Annotated in this window: 19 protein-coding genes; 6 read left to right on the forward strand and 13 right to left on the reverse strand. The window is 46.8% G+C overall.

Annotated features, from left to right (window positions below):
- From ACFQNF_RS13660 to ACFQNF_RS13695, 8 genes are all read right to left on the reverse strand, one after another.
- On the reverse strand, positions 1–382 hold a 382-nt coding region (locus tag ACFQNF_RS13660; protein WP_380188520.1), incomplete at its 3' end, for a contractile injection system protein, VgrG/Pvc8 family.
- Between the two features lie 55 nt (positions 383–437).
- Positions 438–911 carry an OmpA family protein gene (locus ACFQNF_RS13665; RefSeq protein ID WP_380188499.1) on the reverse strand — a complete coding sequence of 158 codons (474 nt, stop codon included), beginning with the start codon at positions 909–911 and terminating at the stop codon, positions 438–440.
- Between the two features lie 94 nt (positions 912–1,005).
- A complete protein-coding gene (locus ACFQNF_RS13670) occupies positions 1,006–1,503 on the reverse strand; it encodes an Hcp family type VI secretion system effector (protein WP_046350038.1) in 498 nt (165 codons plus the stop codon).
- Positions 1,504–1,552: 49 nt separating this feature from the next.
- Positions 1,553–3,034: a type VI secretion system contractile sheath large subunit gene (gene tssC, locus ACFQNF_RS13675; RefSeq protein ID WP_046350037.1), complete on the reverse strand. Its 1,482-nt coding sequence runs from the start codon at positions 3,032–3,034 to the stop codon at positions 1,553–1,555.
- Between the two features lie 5 nt (positions 3,035–3,039).
- On the reverse strand, positions 3,040–3,543 hold the full coding sequence (tssB, locus tag ACFQNF_RS13680) for a type VI secretion system contractile sheath small subunit (protein WP_046350036.1): 504 nt from the start codon (positions 3,541–3,543) through the stop codon (positions 3,040–3,042).
- 43 nt (positions 3,544–3,586) lie between these two features.
- A complete protein-coding gene (gene tagF / locus ACFQNF_RS13685) occupies positions 3,587–4,570 on the reverse strand; it encodes a type VI secretion system-associated protein TagF (protein WP_380188500.1) in 984 nt (327 codons plus the stop codon).
- 44 nt (positions 4,571–4,614) lie between these two features.
- Positions 4,615–8,418, reverse strand: coding sequence for a type VI secretion system membrane subunit TssM (gene tssM / locus ACFQNF_RS13690; protein WP_380188501.1), 3,804 nt, complete (start codon positions 8,416–8,418; stop codon positions 4,615–4,617).
- A 35-nt stretch (positions 8,419–8,453) separates the two neighbouring features.
- Positions 8,454–9,080 (reverse strand): M15 family metallopeptidase, encoded by a 627-nt coding sequence (locus ACFQNF_RS13695; protein WP_082752897.1) that lies wholly within the window; start codon positions 9,078–9,080, stop codon positions 8,454–8,456.
- Positions 9,081–9,521: 441 nt separating this feature from the next.
- Between ACFQNF_RS13695 and tssJ the strand changes: the two genes are divergently transcribed.
- From tssJ to ACFQNF_RS13725, 6 genes are all read left to right on the forward strand, one after another.
- Entirely contained in the window at positions 9,522–10,088 is a 567-nt protein-coding gene (gene tssJ / locus ACFQNF_RS13700) for a type VI secretion system lipoprotein TssJ (RefSeq protein WP_046350033.1), read from the forward strand.
- 61 nt (positions 10,089–10,149) lie between these two features.
- Complete coding sequence (gene tssK, locus ACFQNF_RS13705; RefSeq protein ID WP_380188502.1) at positions 10,150–11,499, forward strand: type VI secretion system baseplate subunit TssK; 1,350 nt, start codon at positions 10,150–10,152, stop codon at positions 11,497–11,499.
- A 9-nt stretch (positions 11,500–11,508) separates the two neighbouring features.
- Entirely contained in the window at positions 11,509–12,204 is a 696-nt protein-coding gene (icmH, locus tag ACFQNF_RS13710) for a type IVB secretion system protein IcmH/DotU (protein ID WP_380188503.1), read from the forward strand.
- A 104-nt stretch (positions 12,205–12,308) separates the two neighbouring features.
- Positions 12,309–12,794, forward strand: coding sequence for a type VI secretion system baseplate subunit TssE (tssE, locus tag ACFQNF_RS13715; RefSeq protein ID WP_380188504.1), 486 nt, complete (start codon positions 12,309–12,311; stop codon positions 12,792–12,794).
- 451 nt (positions 12,795–13,245) lie between these two features.
- The gene (gene cadR, locus ACFQNF_RS13720) at positions 13,246–13,677 is read left to right on the forward strand and encodes a Cd(II)/Pb(II)-responsive transcriptional regulator (RefSeq protein ID WP_380188505.1); all 432 of its coding nucleotides are present in this window, start codon (positions 13,246–13,248) and stop codon (positions 13,675–13,677) included.
- Between the two features lie 255 nt (positions 13,678–13,932).
- Entirely contained in the window at positions 13,933–14,514 is a 582-nt protein-coding gene (locus ACFQNF_RS13725) for a DUF4442 domain-containing protein (protein ID WP_380188506.1), read from the forward strand.
- A 22-nt stretch (positions 14,515–14,536) separates the two neighbouring features.
- Here the strand turns inward: ACFQNF_RS13725 and ACFQNF_RS13730 are convergent, their stop codons facing one another.
- The 5 genes from ACFQNF_RS13730 to ACFQNF_RS13750 all read right to left on the reverse strand — a co-directional run bounded on the left by ACFQNF_RS13730 (position 14,537) and on the right by ACFQNF_RS13750 (position 19,757).
- A complete protein-coding gene (locus ACFQNF_RS13730) occupies positions 14,537–15,652 on the reverse strand; it encodes a hypothetical protein (protein WP_380188507.1) in 1,116 nt (371 codons plus the stop codon).
- A gap of 125 nt (positions 15,653–15,777) precedes the next feature.
- Entirely contained in the window at positions 15,778–17,745 is a 1,968-nt protein-coding gene (locus tag ACFQNF_RS13735) for a T6SS phospholipase effector Tle1-like catalytic domain-containing protein (protein ID WP_380188508.1), read from the reverse strand.
- Positions 17,745–18,269, reverse strand: coding sequence for a DUF3304 domain-containing protein (locus tag ACFQNF_RS13740; protein WP_380188509.1), 525 nt, complete (start codon positions 18,267–18,269; stop codon positions 17,745–17,747). Before ACFQNF_RS13740 ends, ACFQNF_RS13735 begins: the two co-directional genes overlap by 1 nt.
- 42 nt (positions 18,270–18,311) lie before the next feature.
- Positions 18,312–18,845, reverse strand: coding sequence for a DUF3304 domain-containing protein (locus ACFQNF_RS13745; RefSeq protein ID WP_380188510.1), 534 nt, complete (start codon positions 18,843–18,845; stop codon positions 18,312–18,314).
- A 39-nt stretch (positions 18,846–18,884) separates the two neighbouring features.
- Positions 18,885–19,757 carry a DUF4123 domain-containing protein gene (locus ACFQNF_RS13750; RefSeq protein ID WP_380188511.1) on the reverse strand — a complete coding sequence of 291 codons (873 nt, stop codon included), beginning with the start codon at positions 19,755–19,757 and terminating at the stop codon, positions 18,885–18,887.
- Between the last annotated feature and the right edge of the window lie 5 nt (positions 19,758–19,762).

Raw genomic sequence — 19,762 nt, forward strand, 5'->3', positions numbered from 1 at the left:
CCTGAAACACGCGCGAAGTGCGGCGGTATCTAAGCAGGGCAAACGGTGGTTCCACCGTTAGCGCATATTTAGCAAAGCCACCATCCGAGCCGAGTAATTGTGCTTGCGAGATCACACCGCAGCGCTCAATTTCACTACCATTCGCATCAGCGACCGCCAAAACCACCGGCAGGCCAAGTAAGGATTTAAGCTCAAGCGCACCGTCGGGAGACAAACAATCGACTTGGTAACGGTAAGCCTGATTAATCCCCTCGCTGCCCTCCACTCGCTGCGGCAATAACTGCTCGCCCCATGCCCCGCCATCACCTAACTGTAAAGAGATCAAGCGCTGGTCTTGATTAAATGCAGCAGCAAAGCTGCTCAGTAATTGCGACAGGGGCATTGGGGAAATCATGTGTAGTCCAGGAAAAACGAGTGAATAGCAAAGGGGAAGTTGATTAGTTGCCGATCTCAATACGCACTGCGTGCTCTGCATCTTCAATATTGAAGCGGCGGTTCATTTTCTTTTTTGAGATCCCTTGTTTAATAAGGAATTTTTCTACATTAATGGCGCGTGCCAAGGCCGCTGATTTAGCATTGCCAATATCTTTCTTGTAGCAATAGCCGCGCAAGGTAATCACCTTGGCTTCTTTTAATTTTGGCAGCTGGCTCATAATTTGCAGCTCGTGCTCTGCGGTCAGCTTGGCTGACATTTTGTCAAACTTTAGAAAAGACGGATCAACTGCGACTTGTGCGGCCGCTGCTGCGGCAGTTTCTGCAGCTTTTGTAGCTGTTGATGTAGCAACTGCTGGCGCATTTTTCCAAGAAGTAGTCGCAGGGACCGTGCTCTGTGCAGTTGGGTTCTCTGCGCAGCCGGTGACACCAGCGGCAATTACAAGTAATGCGGCACAAACAAATCCTGAACGTTTCATTATTAAATCCCTTTTTTTAAAACAACTGATCTGCCTTTCAGCAGATCAGTTTGCTACTTATTGCCCATCACCCGAATGGTGATATCTAAATCACTTAGGCAATCGTTTTATTGGCTGTTAAATCCCAACCTGCGCTGACATTACCGCCACCGGCGCCATCAGTACGTTTTTGCTGGGTGTAAGTCCACTTGATTTTGCCGTAGCTAAAGCTAACCAATTCGCTTGGGAAGCCTTCGTCTTGGGCTGAACCATGTGGCTCTGCTTTAGAAATCAAAACTTGTTCCATTTTGATTTCCATATACTTCACTTTATCGCCACCTGAACGGCAAAGTTCGATAGTGATTTCTTTGATGTGCTTACCTGTGCAGCAAGCTTCGTAGATCTTTGGGCTCGCTTTATCCAAGAAGTGAGTAATAACGTACTGAGCGTGGTTTACACGTTCAGCCGTTGCACCACCAGCAGAGCTGGCAGTCGCTTGAGCTGGCTGCTCAATCTTGTGCGAGAAAGATTGGATTTCAATCCAGTCTTTATGCTTGTCATCGGTTGATTCGCCAGGAATACCATCAATTTTCAAGAATGCATCAAAAGCCATTTGCAAAACTCCTTACAGTTAATAAAAGTTACTTCTACGCTTCACTGCATCAACGGGTTGGTTTAGGTAACTCAGCCACCAGACGCAAAGAAATAGTTAGCTCATCGAGCTGAAAGTGTGGGCGCAAGAACGCTGCTGCGCGGTACACACCTGGCTTACCAGGTACTTCAACCACGTCAACACGTGCTTCACGCAATGGGTATTTTGCTTTTGCTTCTTGGCTAGCCGAATCATCCAGCAGCACATATTGCGCAAGCCATGTATTTAAGAAATCCTGCACATTTTGACGGGAAGCAAAGCTACCAATCTTGTCGCGCATAATTGATTTCATGTAATGCGCAATGCGTGAAACCGAGAAAATATAAGGCAGCTGAGTGGACAAACGCGCATTGGCGTTGGCCGAATCCGTGTTATAGGTCTTGGCTTTTTGCGATGACTGGCCGCTAAAGAAAGCAGCGTAATCGGTGTTTTTACAATGCACCAAAGAAATAAAGCCCAGATCAGACAGCAGTTTTTCTGTGCGATCTGTAACTGCCACTTCGGTAGGGCATTTCAGAGCCACTTCGCCATCGTCGGTTTTAAAGGTGTGCGCTGGTAAACCTTCAACCAAGCCGCCACCCTCAACACCACGAATCGCTGCCAACCAGCCGTATTCTGCAAATGCGGCAGTTAAACGTGCGGCATAGGCATAAGAGGCATTGGTCCACAGATATTTGCTGTGATCGGTGCCATCCACGTTTTCTTCAAAATCAAAATCTTCAACCGGCACAGTCTCACGACCATATGGCAGGCGGCCCAATACATGCGGCAAGACCATACCCACATAGCGGGAATCATCAGATTCGCGGAATGATTTCCACTTGGTGTATTCAACCGTATCAAAAATCTTGGCCAAATCGCGTGGCTTGCCGATATCAGTAAAGCTTTCCAAACCAAATAAGCCTGCACCTGCCGAAGTAATCAACGGCGCGTGTGAAGCAGCGGCCACATGGGATAATTCTTCCAGCAAATAGAAGTCTTCTGGATGGCGACCAAATTCAAAATCACCCACAAGGCCTGCATAAGGTGCGCCACCAAAGGTGCCGTATTCTTCTTCGTAAATCTTTTTAAATAAGGCGCTTTGGTCAAACTCGGCCGACGCTTTAAAATCTTTTAACAGATCTTTTTTCGAAGCGTTCAGCACCTTGATTTTAAGCATGGTGCTGGTTTCAGATTCGGCGGTCAGGTATTTCAGACCACGCCAAGATGATTCCAGCTTCTGGAAATCAGCATGGTGCATGATTTCATTCAGCTGCTCTGAAATCAGTGCGTCAATTTCAGCAATCCGCACGTCCATGCTGGCACTTAAATCGCGGGAAATAGTCACTGTACCTGCCAAAACCTGATCAACTAATTCGCTGATCAAATCGCGGGTACGGTCTTTTTCCTGTTCATTATTGGCGATACGGCTGTTATCAATAATCGAATCAAGCAAGCTGCTGGCTTCGCTATGCTCAACGGTGCTGGCATCAAGCTTCTGTAGATCTGACATAACGGTTACTCCTCTGCAGAGGCTGGTCTAGCCTGGCTAATCTGATGTAATTTTTCGGTATCGCGAACCACTTCATCCAGCAGTTCTTCTAATTTGTCATTGCCGACTACTTTATTGCGCAAATCAGAAAGGCGTCTGCGTGCATCCAGCAATTTTTTCAGTGGCTCAACTTGATTCACCACATTTTGTGGTTCGAAATCAGCCAAAGATTCAAATTGCAAAGAAACCGACATTTGCGAATCGTCGTCTTTTAATTTGTTTTCAACTTTCATTGCAAGGCTGGGTGCCATGCCTTTCAATACATCGTCAAAATTATCGCGATCAATTTGAATAAACTTGCGTTCTTTCAATTTGACTTGCGGTGTATTGCCGGTGTAATCCCCTACTACGCCCAATACAAAGGGGAGTTCTTTGTTTTCAATCGCATCGCCAATTTCAACGTCATAAGTAATCTGAACGCGAGGTGGACGAACGCGCGATAGTTTTTTCTGTGTGCTTTCCTTAGCCATTGCCATTCCTAAATAAAATAAGTTGCATAATTAAAACACGGAACTAACTGATTCCGTAAGTAATTTTAACGACAATTTCACGCAATTTTAATAGCGACAACGTCGGATCACTCAATTGCCTCCCTAAAATGTACGACGCTTCAGCATAGGATTGATGACTACGCCAAGGAGAATGCAAATCACACACATTCACTAACTGAAGAGGATCCGCTTTATCCCCCCAAAGCATAGTCAATTGCCGTTCTGTCATCGGGTTAAGCGCTAAAGCTAAATAACGGCAGCCTGATTGCTCAATAAAGGCAAAATTAATCTGACTTACACCCTGAGCATGAATAGCGGCACGACATAAGGACAACCACACCGCTGCGCCCAGGATTTCTTCGCCTGCACCAGAAGGAAGCGGCAACAAAAAGACTTGCGAAGCCATGCTGCTGCCGTATCGACGCGATAGCTGCAAGTAAAAAGCAAAAGCGAGCAGCGTTGATTCCAGATCGCCGCGTCCAGTCCTTAATAACGCCTGCTCAAGCACTGCAGCAGGCGTATTAGCCATATGCCGCTCAAGCAATTGTGCTGCCAAGCCCAGATCAGCGGCAGCCCGGCTACTAAATGACATCTGCTCTTCCATAAACTGGCGGCAGGCAATCATTTCTACCGAGTTATCTACCGCGCTTTTGAGCTGATCTTTTAAACCAGAAAAAAACAACTCATTCGCCAATAAAAACTCAGCTTCATTTCCCATCAAAATATCGCTGGGGATACAGACCCCAGCCACCAGCGGGTAGTAGCGCAGGGCCTCATCATGGCTAGGCAAGGTGACGCCTAAAAAGGCGCCCCGCAAATCACTGCTATGAAACAAAAACTCACTGGCAGGCGCTTGCATATACCTTGTCTGCCAATCTGGCTGTAGAGCAATCGCTTTTAAGCTATCCGCAAGTGATTGATCTACGCCCAAAGCAACAGGATGGCTGGCATTGATACGAATAAAATCGGCACGCCGTGGTAACTTGCCAAAAATAGCGTATTGCATCGGCAAATCCTGAGCCCGTTTAAAATTATTTAGCATGGCACACCTTACATTGTCACGCGGTCTGGCAATGACAGCTTACGTAAACCAGAGAGTTGCAGAGGGTTAACCCCACTTACTGCACGGAAATTAAAACGAACGACATCCGCATCACCTGCATCTCCCCGACGAATCTTCCAAGTGAGCGTTGCCGAATCCGCATCCTGTTGCTCAACTTGCGCTTGAGCAAGCAAACGCATCCAGCCCATACGACCCTGCTGATTGCTAACCACGGCGCTAACACCACTAAATGCCACCACTTGAATTCTGGCGCCCTGTGCATTACCCGTGCCAGGCCAGTTAAATGATTGCCAAGGCTGAGGCCCATTGCGATAACGCATTTCCTGGCCATCCACTTCAATCACAATCTCTGATAAACCTGATGTAGGAATCGCTTGCAGCTCAAACTTAGCGCTGGAGGAATCCGCCATCTGGCTGGAAGCCATACTGCTTAAGCGGCCCATTCCTGCCAAAAACGCAGGGTTAAAACGAATCCCTAAATTAGCCCAGGTACGCGGAGTCAGGCTGTCGCCCTTTTGTGTGACCAAGCCATTGAGATACTTTTCAGTAAACTTATCGACCGTGCCTTCTTTAGGTTTCACAAATTTGGCGATATCGGCCATCGGCGCTTCATTAGCTGAATCACTAAATGGATATTTAGCCGAAAGCACTTTCCACTGCCCGTACACTTCTTTTTGCCAAGCCTGATTCAGATCTTTCTCTACCGGCCCAAGCAATACGGCGTAGGTCTGGATTAAAGGGCGTACCAGCATTGGCCTTACCATTTCACGCGTTTCTTGCGAAAGAGGGGTCAACAATGCGTTATCCACCTGCTGCAAGGTGTCTGCCAGCTCCGAACCGCTGCCATTCAGGGTGGCTTGCACTAAAGGACGCGCTTGCGCACCGGGCTCATCGCTGCTGGCAATCTGATTCATCTTGCCTTTAAGCTTACCCAGTTGCTCCAGATAGCTATTAATCGGCGCAGCTCCTGCACTATCGGCCTGAACTAAACGGGTAATACCAGCAAACTGCTTACCCACTTCGCCTAATTCTGCGGCATTCGCAACGGCAGGCTGATTAGTCCCTTTAAGCAGTGCAGTGGTTTTTTCCAATACCGATTGCTTAGCGTTTTCCAGCTTGCGTGAAAGCTCGGATGGATTATCCCAAGCAGTTTCAAATGCAGCGCGTGCCAGAATAAGCTTCACAGGGGAGTTCTGCATATCAGCTAATTGACCGATTGCATTCCCTGCAAAAGGCAGATCGTTGAAATCGCGAATCACAATGCCTTGCAAGAATTTCTTCCACTCTGCAGCATATTCAAGCCGGTAAAGCGCTTCCAGATCGGCCCTGTTTTTCTCGATATTGCCATCTCTGCCCAAGTTATCCTGCACCGAAGACGCTAATACCCAGTCATCGCTCTTCACTTCGCCCTTGCTGGCTTCGTCAATCGAATTACGGATAAAGTTATCCCAGGCTTCACGAGTAAAGGCACCTGCCACCATCTGGCTACCCGCAATCACATCGCCATTTTTATTATTCAAAATGCGCGGCACAGTTAGCGGGGCAAAACGGGTATTAGCACGTGCTTTAATTTCGTTATAAACACGCTCTGTGGCACTTAAACGCTTCAGCGAGGCGCGTAATACTTCACGCGCAGCGGCAACCGTTTTTTCATCGTTAGTAATTAAAGGTAAATCCGCCTCTTTGATCTGGCTAACATAAAATGCCACCAAGCGCTCTGCCGCAGCAATCACTTCTTCATTGCTACGATTGCCTTTATTTGCCTCTAACCAGCTACGCCAGTAACGCGGAATCTGATCGGTCAGATGTGCTTCGTCCATACGGGACCGATCATGCAACATCAGATAGGTTTTCAGCGCGTTATAACCCTGATCCAGCTTAGGCTGCACAGCCGGGCTGGCTTCCGGTGGTGTTTCTTTTACGGTTAAAGCCGTTGCGCGCTGCGGAATATGCCAAGCACTTAGCTGGATATTCGGCAGACCTTTTTTATGCGGCGCTGGAGGCCGCTTTTTAACGGGCTCTTTAGCCGGCGTAGGCTCTGCTGGCTTAGGCGCTACAGGCGCCGGAGTGGGCGTCGGTGTAGGCGTTGGTGCAACAACAGCGGGTACAGGAGTAGGCTCTGCAGGCCGGTTTGAAGCCAGTTGCTCAAGCGACAACTCAAGATTCTTTTTCACCGGAGCCAGCATCGATTCTTTTAAGCCCGCAAAATATTCTTTGCGCAGTGCTGCTTCTAATTCCTTACCCTGATAAAGCCCTAAACCCACTTGCCACGGATGACCTTCTTTGCGATACGACTGCAATTCTTCAATCCGTTTTTGCAAAATACCCAGCGACATCAACTTATCGTAGAGCTGGCCGGACGATGCTAATTTTTGTGCTGCAATTCGGTCACTTGCTACCGTTGCCATCAGCTTCTGATTGCCGATATACGACCAAGTCCAAAGCCCAGCGCAAAGCGCCAGTGCAGATAGGCCAGATACCATGCCCACCATACGCCAGCGGCTACCCGCAGGACGCGTCTGGCGTGAAACCAAATGCTGATCCGGGAAAACCACTTCTCTGAATAGATCGCGCAGGAAATAGCTGTATGAAGCAGGCACTTGGCTCGCATCAAAGCCCTGACGACTTAAATCAAATTGGTTAGAAACATGGGTTGCAGCGCCAATACGCGGAATTCCCTCTTGCAAGGCACTAGAGAAATAAAAGCCGCGCAGCAAAGGGCGAGCATGATAAGGATCTTCTTCTTGCAACAGCTTAACAAACTTAGTCACCGCTTCTTTCAGCGCATGAAACTCAATCGGAAACGCAAAGAACGCAGGTTTATTCTGATTACCACGATGCGCCGCCAGCTTTTCTTCACCAATTTGCACTAGGCCACGATACATCGCATCAAACTGCGTGCTGACCACTTGGCTAGCATCAAAGCCTGAGCCCTGCTCTGCGCTCAGCGTTGCACCCCATACCCGATGGCGCTCTTCTTCAGCCATTTCTTCAAAAAACTGCGAAAAGCCACCCAGTAAATCGAGCTTAGTAAAAATGAGATAAATCGGCACTTGCAGCCCAAACGTGGCTTCAATTTCATGAATACGTTCACGAATCTGGCGAGCATACAGCGCAAAACCTTCGGAATGATGCTGAGCCAGCTCGGGCAAGCTGATGGTCACCAAAATACCGTTCACCGGCGCTTTAGAGCGATGGCGTTTCAATAATTTTAAAAATTCCAGCCATTCCACGCGATCTTCGGTCTGCGTGGCATAGCGCCCCGCGGTATCGAGCAACACGCCTTCGGTAGAAAAGAACCAATCACAATTGCGCGTGCCCCCTACCCCTTGCACACCGCCTTTATCGCTAAAGGGAAAGGTCAGGCCAGATTGCAAAATAGCCGAGCTTTTACCGGCAGCAGGATGGCCAATAATCATGTACCACGGCAATTCATACAGCGCCGCATTGCCACGCGATTTACCCAATTGCGAGGTTTTCAGCGTATCAATCGCGCCCAGCATGCGCTGGCGCAAGAGATTAACCTCGGCTCGCTTATCCACACTGGCACCAATCACAGCGTCGTCTGCTTGTTTGAGCAGCATTTTTTCGATCAGGCCCCCGGCGCGATTCGCAATTAATTTGCCAACCAGCAGGGTAAAGACCCACAGCAACATCACAGCGAAGATCCAGCCAAAACGAACTTCTGCTGTTATCAATCCAAACCATGGACCTAAAAACCAGATCAAACCAATCAAGATTAAAAACCCGATTGCTGACGTGACTTTGGCGTTACGCAGCCAATGCTTCATGAACATGAATCTCCATACAAAATGAACTACAAGAATTACTTATTTCGCATTAAGGCGGCTAAAGAGCCCGCCTTTTCGATATGCCCATAGTCTTTAAATGACCAAACTCCGCCCCACGTCAGCCCCGCAGCAACGGCTTCTTCACCCAGCGCCTGATAAGCCTCAAAAGCCCACTTATCACGCTCTGAAATAATAATTTTTCCATCTTTCATTGGCGCTAAATCCACCGCCAAACCATATTGATGCTTGCTTTGCCCGCCTTTTGCCTTGGTGACCACCGTTGCCTGAGTAGCCAAACCATCTTGACGCTCCGGGCTGCGATAGCCTTCAAGCAGCGCCATTGGATATCCCCGCTCCGCCATCTTTTTCATAATCTGCAAAACCGTCTGCACAAAATGAGGATCCAGCTTGCTCCAATCTCGGTCTGCGGTAGCAATACCGGGGCGGGCAGCTGCTGCAGCTGCATTAATAAACACTTCGGGAGGCAGAGCAGGTGGTGGCTCAAGCTTTGCTTCTGTAAACGTCCCTTGTATATGAGCAACCTGGCTATATTCCTGAGGCAAAAAAGGCGCAATGGCATGCCGTGAGTTAAAACGTAAGGTGATACCAACAACCAGTAGAACCAAAACAAGGCTGGCCAGAGGCAACAGACTTAATTTCATTTTTCTATGCAGGAAATACCGACTTAATAAAGATTCTTTACGCCCAGGCACATCGGGTGAAATACTTACAACATCTTTTCTCTTCTTTTTTGTTGCATCCTCACAACCCGCGGGTTTTACCTTATTTTCTTTCAATACTATTTTTTTGCCCGGATCACGCACAAAAAAATACCAGCCAACCCAAGCCAGAACGAAAAATATTACTATTAAAATCATAAAGATAGCAAACAAAACCAGAACCCCGGATACTTACTGAGGCGTTATTCTACCCTTAAGCAAAGCAAAAGCATAACTCATCAACTTATTTTACCAATGGTTCTTATTGCCCATGCACACTATGCGTTCTCGTGTTATATATCTGCATCCTCAAGTGGTAATGACTTAATTTTCGGCCCCGCTGATCTCGCCATTTTTTAAACATTTTTAGTCAAAAAACAAAAGATGATGCCAATTAATTCAATCAAAAAACACGCCAAAATCATATTGATGATGTCTTGCCTGCTTCTCTTTACTGCTTGCGCAAGCAGTGGGCCTAAGCCATTCAAGATTCAGGGCGAAGCAGAGCCATCACTCAACCGTGATTCCAGCGGCCGACCTTTATCTTTGGTACTTAGGCTGTATCAGCTTAAAGGACTTGAAGAATTCAACCGGCTCACTTTTGATTCTTTGGCCAGCGGTAAAACAGATGCTGAGTTACTTGGCAGCTCGCTTATTTCGCAAAATGAATTTGTTTTGCTGCCAGGCAAGACCGTTACTCTGGACGACAAAATTTTAGAAGAAGCCAAATATATCGGCGTGGTTGGTTTTTTCCGCAAGCCTGATTCCCAATTCTGGCGCGTATTAGTGAATGCAGAAGATGTGCGTGACGAGAAAGAATTTAGCTTTAAGGCTCAGGATTGCTACTTGCAAGTGATCCGGCCTAAAGCTCAGCTGATCCCAGGCCAATCTGCTTCATTTAAAGCAGACTGCGGCTTTAGCCACAAAAAACCAGCGCCAAAAACCAAGTAAATTTCTATCTATTGAGGCTAGCCGTTTGCACTGAGGCAGCGGCTTGCCGGAGTATTACCTTATGTTGAAAGCAAAACGTGTTTTATGGGGCGAAGGCATGTTCCTTCGCCCGCAGCACTTCCAGCAGCAATCTTTATTACAAGACTACCAACAAGCCGAAATCCGTAATTTGCTCAGCCGCCATAACTGGGGTTTGCAGAAGTTTCAGATTGATGAAGTCGCCCTGCGTGGCGGGCAAGTTCGCTTAGATTCACTCTCGCTGCTATTCAGAGACGGCAGCTTATTCCAAGCCCCTCAATCCGAGCCACTGCCGCTATCACGCAACCTGAATGATTTGCCGCAAGTTGGGGTGAGCACCACGCTTTATGCTTGCCTTGCCGAGCTGCAACCCTATGGTGGCAACACACAAACCAACGAAAACACCGCCTCGCGCTCTACCCGCTACCGTAGCGCTCACCAAAGTGTGGCCGATTTATTTACGCAAGCCTTAGAAGCAGACCTCACCACGCTGGAGCTGGATGTTCGCCTGATGGTGGAAGAAGAAAACCGCGATGGTTATGAAGCTGTACCACTCGGGCGTTTAGTAAAAGACGCCACTGGCCAGTGGTCCTTAGGCGCAGGCTTTTACCCGCCTGCTACCACCGTCAGCGCCATTCCCGAGCTCAGCCAGAATCTTCGCCGCCTATTAGATATTTTGCTGGTTAAAAGCCAGGCCTTGGCCGGTGCTCACCGCGAGCGCGCCAAGAATGTGATGGAATACGGCACCACCGATATCGCCTCTTTCTGGCTACTGCACACGGTGAACCGCAACTTTGCCCGTATCAATCACTTAGTAAAGTGTGAGCCACTTCACCCAGAAGAGCTATATCGTGCCTTGGCCGAATTTTGTGGCGAATTACAAACATTTTCATCAGTTTATACGCTGGCCGATATTCCAATCTATCGCCACGACGCCTTGCACGAAAGCCTGCTAGTGCTGGATGTACAGATTCGTGAGCTGCTTGATACCGTGATTTCAGCGCGTTATGCTGTGATCCCGCTCACATCACCGAAGCCTTCCTTCCATATCGGCCGACTCGAGAGCGATCGTTTCCTTGAGAATGTCGATTTCTATCTGTCGATCCAAAGCGAGCAATCAGCCGTCAACATCATCGAAACTGTGCCGCTTAAATTCAAAATTGGCGCGCCAGATGATGTGGATAAGATTTTGAACTCGGCCATGCGCGGTGTAAGCATTTCTTACGCAGCTCAAACGCCTTCGGCTATCCCTATTCGCGTGGGTAATCAATATTTCGCTTTTGAACCTAGAGGCGATATTTATCAACGCATGTTGCAATCACGCAGCATTTGTATTTATGTTCCGCAATCGTTGTCGGATTTAAAAATTGAGCTAATTGCTGTCTTTCGCTGAGATTAAAAAATGAGTCAAACTGCTACTACAGAAGCGCATCCGCTGGCCGTTGCCAAGCCATCCGCCCCCAGCCTGCGTGAGTTACTAGAAGACGGCGTTTATCTGCTGTTTTTACTCAGAGACGGCAACGCCCCGAGCAGCGCCGCTGAATTCAACCGCCGCGTCGACCATTTCCTCGCCCAGTTTGAAAAAAATGCTCGCAACTTTGGTAAAGAAGTACCCGGTATCAACGAAGCAAAATATGCTTTTTGTGCGCTGATGGATGAAATCATTCTTTCATCAGAATTTAGCCTGCGCGAAGAATGGGAGCGTATGCCATTGCAACTACGCATTTTTGGCGAGCATTTGGCGGGAGAAGGTTTCTTTGATCGCTTGGAAGTATTACGCCGCGATCCTAATAATAATTTCGAGGCAATGGAAGTGTTCCACACCTGCCTTTTATTAGGTTTCCAAGGCAAATACCTACTCGAAGGCCAGGAAAAGCTGGGCTATTTAACCGCCCGTGTTGGCCAAGAAATTCAGCAAGTCAGGGGCGGCAAAGCAGAATTTGCCCCTAACTGGAAGCTGCCACAGCGCTTTCAAGCCTTTGTACGCCATGAATTACCGCTTTGGCTGTATTTCGCACTATTGGCTTTAGTAGGCGCAGGGATTTTTATTGCTTATCGCTTGTTACTGGCCCAAGAGCTCAGCAAAGTGATTGGCTAAGCCCCAGCACAGACAGGGCGGTTTAAACCCGCCCTTTTTTGCATTTACAGTTCCCGTTTTGCCTGATCGCTCCTGCAAAACACATAGGAATTAGATAGGCCATTATGAGCACGCCCCGCCGCCAGACCCTTACCCTGCCTTCTGTACTTGACCGGCTACTGGATAACGAGCCGGATATCAGCCACGCATCGTCCGCGATGCTATTCGAGCTACCACAATTTCGGCGCGCCCTAGCGCGTGATTTAGAAGCGCTACTCAATACGCGCATTATGGATATGCCGGAATTATTTGAGCCCTATCCGCTCGCCAACGATTCGATGCTGCAATTTGGTATTCCCGATTTATCCGGCATTAGCCTGCTTAACCCGGACGATAGAGAAATGCTGCGCGATCGTCTGCGCCGCGCCATCGAGCGACATGAGCCACGCTTAGCGCGTGTAAAAATCAGCCTAGATGCGCCGCGTGAATTAGAGCGACACTTGCGCTTCAGGGTAGATGCCGTGCTCAAAGTACACCCACACCGCCCGCCCGTTAGCTTTGATGCTACTTTGCAATTGTCATCCAATGTTTACCGCATTCAGGATCGATAAACCGAATTCTTTTCGGCAAGCGGCACTAAAGCCCCACCCCATCAGCGTAAACCCAATCACCCTGCGCGGTGCAAACCACCAGCTGCCGCGGCATATAGCATCAACAAAATCGTCTTCATACCATCTCAGCCCAAAAGAGCAGGCAAGCCTTTGAGTGCAACCCTATTTAACTTCTGATAAGTAGCCCAATATAAAAGATCAGAAATCAAGCCTAATGCCGTTCGCTTAAGGTATTGGTTTTGCTTCCCCCTTAGAAAAAGGGGGATTGAGGGGGATTTGCCTTGAGTTTTTTGCTTATTTTAAGCCCAACATCAACTGCAAATCCCCCCTAGCCCCCCCCTTTACAAAGGGGGGAACTCAAACAAAACCGCTTAAGTGAACGGCATTACAGCAATCAAGCCTGCCTTTTAAGAAGTACCTTGCTACGTAATATCCTGCACAGAAGAGCGCAATGAAAATCGGTGAACTCGCCCAAGCGGCACAATGTACGGTGGAAACCATCAGATACTACGAAAAGGAATCGCTACTGCCCGAACCTGCCCGCACCAGTGGCAATTACCGTGATTACAGTGAGCTGCATCTGGAGCGCTTAAGCTTTATCCGCAACTGCCGTGCGCTGGATATGACCCATCAGGAAATCCGTGCGCTATTGCAGTTGATGGATCAGCCCGAAGACAACTGCCACTCGGTCAACACCCTGCTCGACGCGCATATCGAGCATGTCAGCATCAGAATTCAAGAGCTGCTTAAGCTGGAAACACAGCTTAAAACGCTAAGACAGCAATGCCAAAGCGAGCAAGCGGTACAAAACTGCGGGATTGTGCAAGGTTTAAACAATATGGAAGTCAGCAATATCCCTGAGCGGCATACTCATTTAGGCTAGGCTCCGTTGACTTTTTATCGCATGTAAAACCCACACCTTTAACCACAGAGGAAAACACAGAGGCCCACGGAGAAAAATATCGTTTTCTTCCGTAAAATTCTGCACCTGCTCAGGCGGGCTTAAAAACAAAGCTGGCACCCACGAAAATCGCGAACAAAATCAAGCCGTTTTACCGATTTTCTGCGTATTGCTCTGTATCCTGCGTGTTTTAAGATTTAGGTTTTTTTTCGCATCCCTCACCCACCGGACTTGTGAATGTCGCCTTTTTTCAGAAAGATTTCCCTCTATGTCGTCGCCCGCCCTCGCCTTGCCGCAAAGCTGGTGAAATTTGGCTTGAACTGGTTTCCCGCCATTCACCGCACCGGGTGCAAAGTCACTGAAGTCTCCCCTGATGTGCGCTATATCCGCGTAGAGCTGCCGCTCAACTGGAAAACGCGCAATATCAATGGCACGATTTTCGGCGGCAGCATGTTCGCCGCCACCGATCCATTTTATATGTGCATGCTGTATTTTAATTTGGGGGACGATTATGTGGTGTGGGATAAAGGCGGCACCATCCGCTTTAAACGGCCCGGGCGCGGCACACTCGTTGCCGAATTCAAAATCGACGAAGCCGAGCTCACCCAAATCCGCAACTTGCTCGACCTCACCCCGGAAATAGATCGCGTCTACCCCGTGCAATTGATCGATCAAAAAGGCTATGTCTGCGCCGAAATAGAGCGCGTCTTATACATCGCCCATAAAAGCGCTTACGACAATAAAATGGCAGAAAGACGGGCAAAGCGGGATTTGGCAGCGACGCCCTCCTCACCTGAACAAACGAATAGTGACCAGTGAAAGACGACAGGCCTGACTGGCATCAATCAGGCCTTAACTGACCAAACTCAAGGCAACCCGCTTCGCAAATTTCTGCAAACTTAGCCACACGGCTGAACGAACCGACTTGCCATCGGTGAGTGATCAATACTGAATCATGATTCAAAAATGTGATTTGCAGCTCTTCCCCATTGTGATTACGTAAACCAAAACTTTTTGTAGAAGCAATCCTGCCCCAGGGAATAATCCCATGCTGCTTGCTATACAGGCCATTTGGATCAGCAGATAAATCATCACGCGTAAATTTTAGCCCCCAAAGTATTAGCCATGCACCTAAAGTGCTTCCCGTTAATATTAAAGCCATGCTATAGCCCATATATTCATCAGAACGGGCAGATAAATCAGGCGGTGGAAAATAGGGAATAAACGCCAGTTTTCCACTCTGAATTAAATCCGGAATAAAAACAATGCTTGCCATCATCCATAAAAATAAGGATATAAATCCAAAAATGGCTGCATACTTTCTGCTTTTATTGGCCACACTATGCGCGCACCATCGATTATTCTCCGAAGCAGGCGTAGTCCAATTTGTAGTCGGGCAGCTCAATGCCCCTTGGGGCAAAAATTGAAGCAGTTCTTTTAAAACAGCAACATCAGCCCCCCTACCAGAATAATGAAATACACCATGATCCGGCGAGCCAATTTTTAGTTCAAATATATTAGCCTGCTCCGATTGCGTGGTTTGCGCCTGAATGCGATTTCTCATCAGAAACGATATTTCTAAATCAGACCAGACAAGCGGATCACTATGATGATTAAACCAGCAGCCACTTTTATTAAAACGAAAAATCAATTTTCGCTCAGAATAAGCAAGAAAAAACCAGCCTCCCAGCATTAAAACAAAAACACTAACCACTTGATATTTTAGCCAATCACCCGGCGCATACCACTGCAACCAATCCAGCTGAATCAAGGTCATCCCCATACCAGCCAAACCCAGTAATAAAGAGAGAATACTTAAAAACAGCAGTGAAACACCCAAGCATTGTGTGATTTTCTCCCCCCAAGTCAGAACATGATTCGTTTGAATTACATTTAAACTTCGAATCGGTGTATTTTCTTGCAAAAATACAGATTTAGATTGTGTTTTCTTTCGCATTGGGCCACAACAGAATAAGTAATATTTAATATATATTTAATAAAAACACAAAAACAATCAAAAAAATGCCTTGTTTCTGAAAAACCTGTCATGGCAATGATGTATTATCGCAAGAACATAAGACATTAATCAGGAAAAACATATCTTTCCTTCAAATACCCACCTCCTTCACGCCGCGTCCAGGTTTGAGAAGTAATCAGTCGGTTCCTTAATTCAGGCGCATCCGCATCGGTGAGCACCGGAAAGACCTTGTCGGTTTTTAATTTATCCTGCTCACCAGGCGAAAAAACCCGTTCACGATCTTTTCTAAGCTCTCCTTTTGTTTTCAACAAAGCGCTGACTTCTGCATCAGCCTGAGCATTTTCATATACTTTTCTATCATAAGGATCATTAGTTGAAGGTGGTTTTTTTTGCATTTCTAATAAACGATCGGCTTTCTCTTCTTTAGTTACATAACCCGCCAAATAAAACCCGGCCAAAGAATCATGCACATGCTCATCCAATAATTGCAATTCGGGTGGTAATGTGGCATCGGCTGGGGCATCAAATACTTTTAATGCTATATTTTCTATCGTATCAGGCTTGCTGCGATGATCTGATCTGGACAACGCCCGCTTATTTGCCAATTTGGCATTTCCCTGAAAATCAATATTGTCATTGTTTGGAAAACGATCACGCTCAGGCGGCCTTGGCCTGCCGCCTTTTTCACGCTCTTTTAATAACTTTAAATCGCCCAGCAAGAGTGCGTTATAGCTGCGTAAATCTTCTTGATCCTGTGCACTTGCACCCTGAAATGCTTTGGAGTTTTCAAAGCCATTTAAATAAAACCGACGGTAGCGATAATACAAGCGCATATGGGCATTGATTAATTCTTCATAACTGCCCGACCATGCATCGGCCGCCATATATAAATTCCAACGCTTTGCTAATTCTGCATCAAGGGCAAAATCTTCTTTAATATCAGAAGGCATTTCCTGATGCAGCGCCAGCGGCACACCGGCCATTGCCGCCGCCTTATGCATATGCAATAAAGGCACTTGAGAGAGCATCTTGCCTATACTGCCCGCGCGACCCTGGTCATTTTTACCGTATCCCCCGCCAATATCCGAATGCACGCCGGGGTAGATATACTCGCTGGCATTGCCGCCCAATACACGGGTAATCGGGAAATTCATCCGCTGCTCGTGCGCAGCAATATAGTGCACGGTTTTTTTAACTAAACCCGGCAATGGTTTCAGCGTTTCTGCTGCCCAATCAAAGTGCCCATTGGCAAACCAAAGTATTGTGGTTTCAGAGGCAGAATTAGCCAAGCCAACCGACGCTACCGAGTCAAATAAACCCAAAAAATTGATTTCCACCGGAATACCACAAATACGGCCATGATCCAGGGCTGCATCTAGCCAATAGCAAAAAGCCCGCGCCTCAATCGCCCCGCGAGAGAAACCAAATACCGCCACCTTAATGGCCGGAATCATCGGCTTAGGCTTAGCTTGCCGCGCTTCTTCCAGTTTTTTATTTAATTCCTCACGCAAATTAGCAAACCAACTCTTGCGATTCGGCCGGGGCTGCCGCATTTGCGGATCATAATTATTCTGTTGTTCTACATCGCGCCTATAGGCTTTTATTTTTTCGGCAATGGCATCTTCATCTAGCCAATCTTTTCCACCAACAATCGTCTTGTAAACTGCGTTATAAGTCTTGAGCAAACCATACAAAATACGCGCCTGACCTCCTTTAGCCATCGCCTTGCCGTCAGCTGTTTCACGCAACTCATCATTTGCCTCAAAACGTGTGCCTACACCAGGAATATAAATGGCATAACATCCTAATTTAAATAATGTATTCACTCTATCGCTTGTTTTATGTACTTTATACAAGCGAACAATATTACTATGTGACAAATCAGCTTCATCACGTTCCATATTATTATTAGTGCCATCAAAAAATAGACTAATTGCTACGTTTAGCTTGCATGAGGTAGGGACAGCTATCTCCACAGAGCAAACCATTTTCAGTATTTCACCAGGAGGCAGAGCTAACTCTTTTTCAGCACTATCCTCAATAATCTTTGGAGCAGAATTAATTGCACTCATTACTCTACCTCAGGAGGTGGCGTAACTACATTTCTCAAAATAGGGTGATCTGGACTCGACGGGCTATCATAAGCCGAAGAAACTACACGCACTTGATCATTTTCAAAGAAATGTACATATAAAGTACCAGCCTTTTCATAAGGCATAATCGTCGTATATTTTTCAACCCATGCTCGGCCATTTGGTTTCCAACGAACTTTTACTTTCATTCCAGATTGCCATTTTCTTGGTAAAGAATACCCCCCCGCAACTACTCCCCCACAACTCCCCCCTCCCGCCATGCGAGAACTAAACGGCTCTTTTATATAATAAGAGTAAATATAATCAGTATTTGGATGTTCAATACACATCATTGAAACTCCAATCATAGGTATTTCCTTATCCAACTCAGCAGCAGCCCGCGCTTTATTTTCAGCAATCTGATTCTGTCTAGGGAAGCGCTCATAACTACTACAAGCGCTCATTGTTAATAAGGTAATTATCACCAATAAAGCATGGGGTAATAAATTTTTTCTATATAACATATAAAGTATCCAGTCTAATTATTGAATAAAACATACTTAGTACTATTCCACTTCAGGAGGTGGTGTAACTACATCTCTCAAAATAGGGTGTCGAGCACTCGATACTCCTGCATATGCCGAAGAAATAACACGCACTTGGTCATTTTCAAAAAAATGCACATACAAAGTACCTACATCGTCATACGGCATAATTGTTGTGTATTTCTCTATCCAATTATCTTTGCCTTTTATTGGACGATTCCAACGGACTTTTACTTTCATTCCCGGCTGCCATTTTTCTGGCAATTGATACCCCCCCACAACCAGCCCGCCACAGCTCCCCCCTCCTGCCATGCGAGAACTAAATGGCTCCTTTATATAGTAAGAATAAATATAACTAGTATTTGGGTGTTCTATACACATCATCGATACACCCAACATCGGTATTTCCTTATCCAACTCCGCCGCAGCCCTTGCTTTATTCTCGGCAATTTGGTTTTGCCCGGGGAAGCGCTCATAACTACTACACGCGCTAATGGTGAATGCCATCAGTACTAAAAATACAGTATGAGGTAAAATATTCAATTTATTCTTCATATAATATTAGCCCTGTTTTTATCAATATTCAGAAAACACTTATCGCCAGAAAGTGGCAGGCAAATGGTTAATGGTATCAGCCAGCTCCTGCCCATCCTGTATTCTTTTTTTGAATACGGCGTAATCTGCGGACTGATTAACGCCTTCCGCAGCCATCAGCTGAAGCAGGGCCATTTGCAGTATTTCCTGAGCGCCATTCAGCTGCAGCTCTTTTGCATCATTTATCCCTTGCTCAACTCGCTTAAATTGCTCACCGCTTGTATAAGGCAACAAGATACTGCTGTATTGATCTCGCACGGTTGCTAAAATAGAATCTGGCATTGCTGCATCAATCATTTCAGCAAATTGCTTTTCATCCATTTTCAACACACCCGATTCAAGATTCCAAAGTGCAGTGTTTTGATTCTCGCCAAACTGGCTTTGTATTTTTCCAAATCGATCTAGAATCAACCAGCTATGGATAGGCGCGAGCAATATCTTTTTTTGCCCTGCCGTCAACACATCAAACAGTGACACTAAAATGCGTGTATCGGCGTAGCGCAATGGCCACTCTGTATTGTCTTCGCAATACACTTTTAATAAACACTCTAAATGCTGCTTTAATCCGGCCAAATCGCATTGGCTGCGAATAAAGCTCAGCATGGGCTGCCCCTTGCATAGCTCTAGCAGCTTAGCGATATGCGCAGCACTATCATCCTCGCCAATTAAATATAGGGTAGGTGAATAGGAGCCTAATTCAGCTAGCTCGGTATTTTGATAAAGCGCGATGGACGGCCATTTCCGTAATTGCTTGCATATTTTTAAATCAAAGGCAGAATCCACAATTGCATAAAGTGCGCCATACCCCACACTAGCGACAATATCTTCATAAAGCACGGCAGAATCATGAATGGCTTCAACTAAATGAGTCATGCTTG

This window comes from Iodobacter arcticus (assembly GCF_042664895.1).
GTDB classification, from domain to species: domain Bacteria; phylum Pseudomonadota; class Gammaproteobacteria; order Burkholderiales; family Chitinibacteraceae; genus Iodobacter; species Iodobacter arcticus.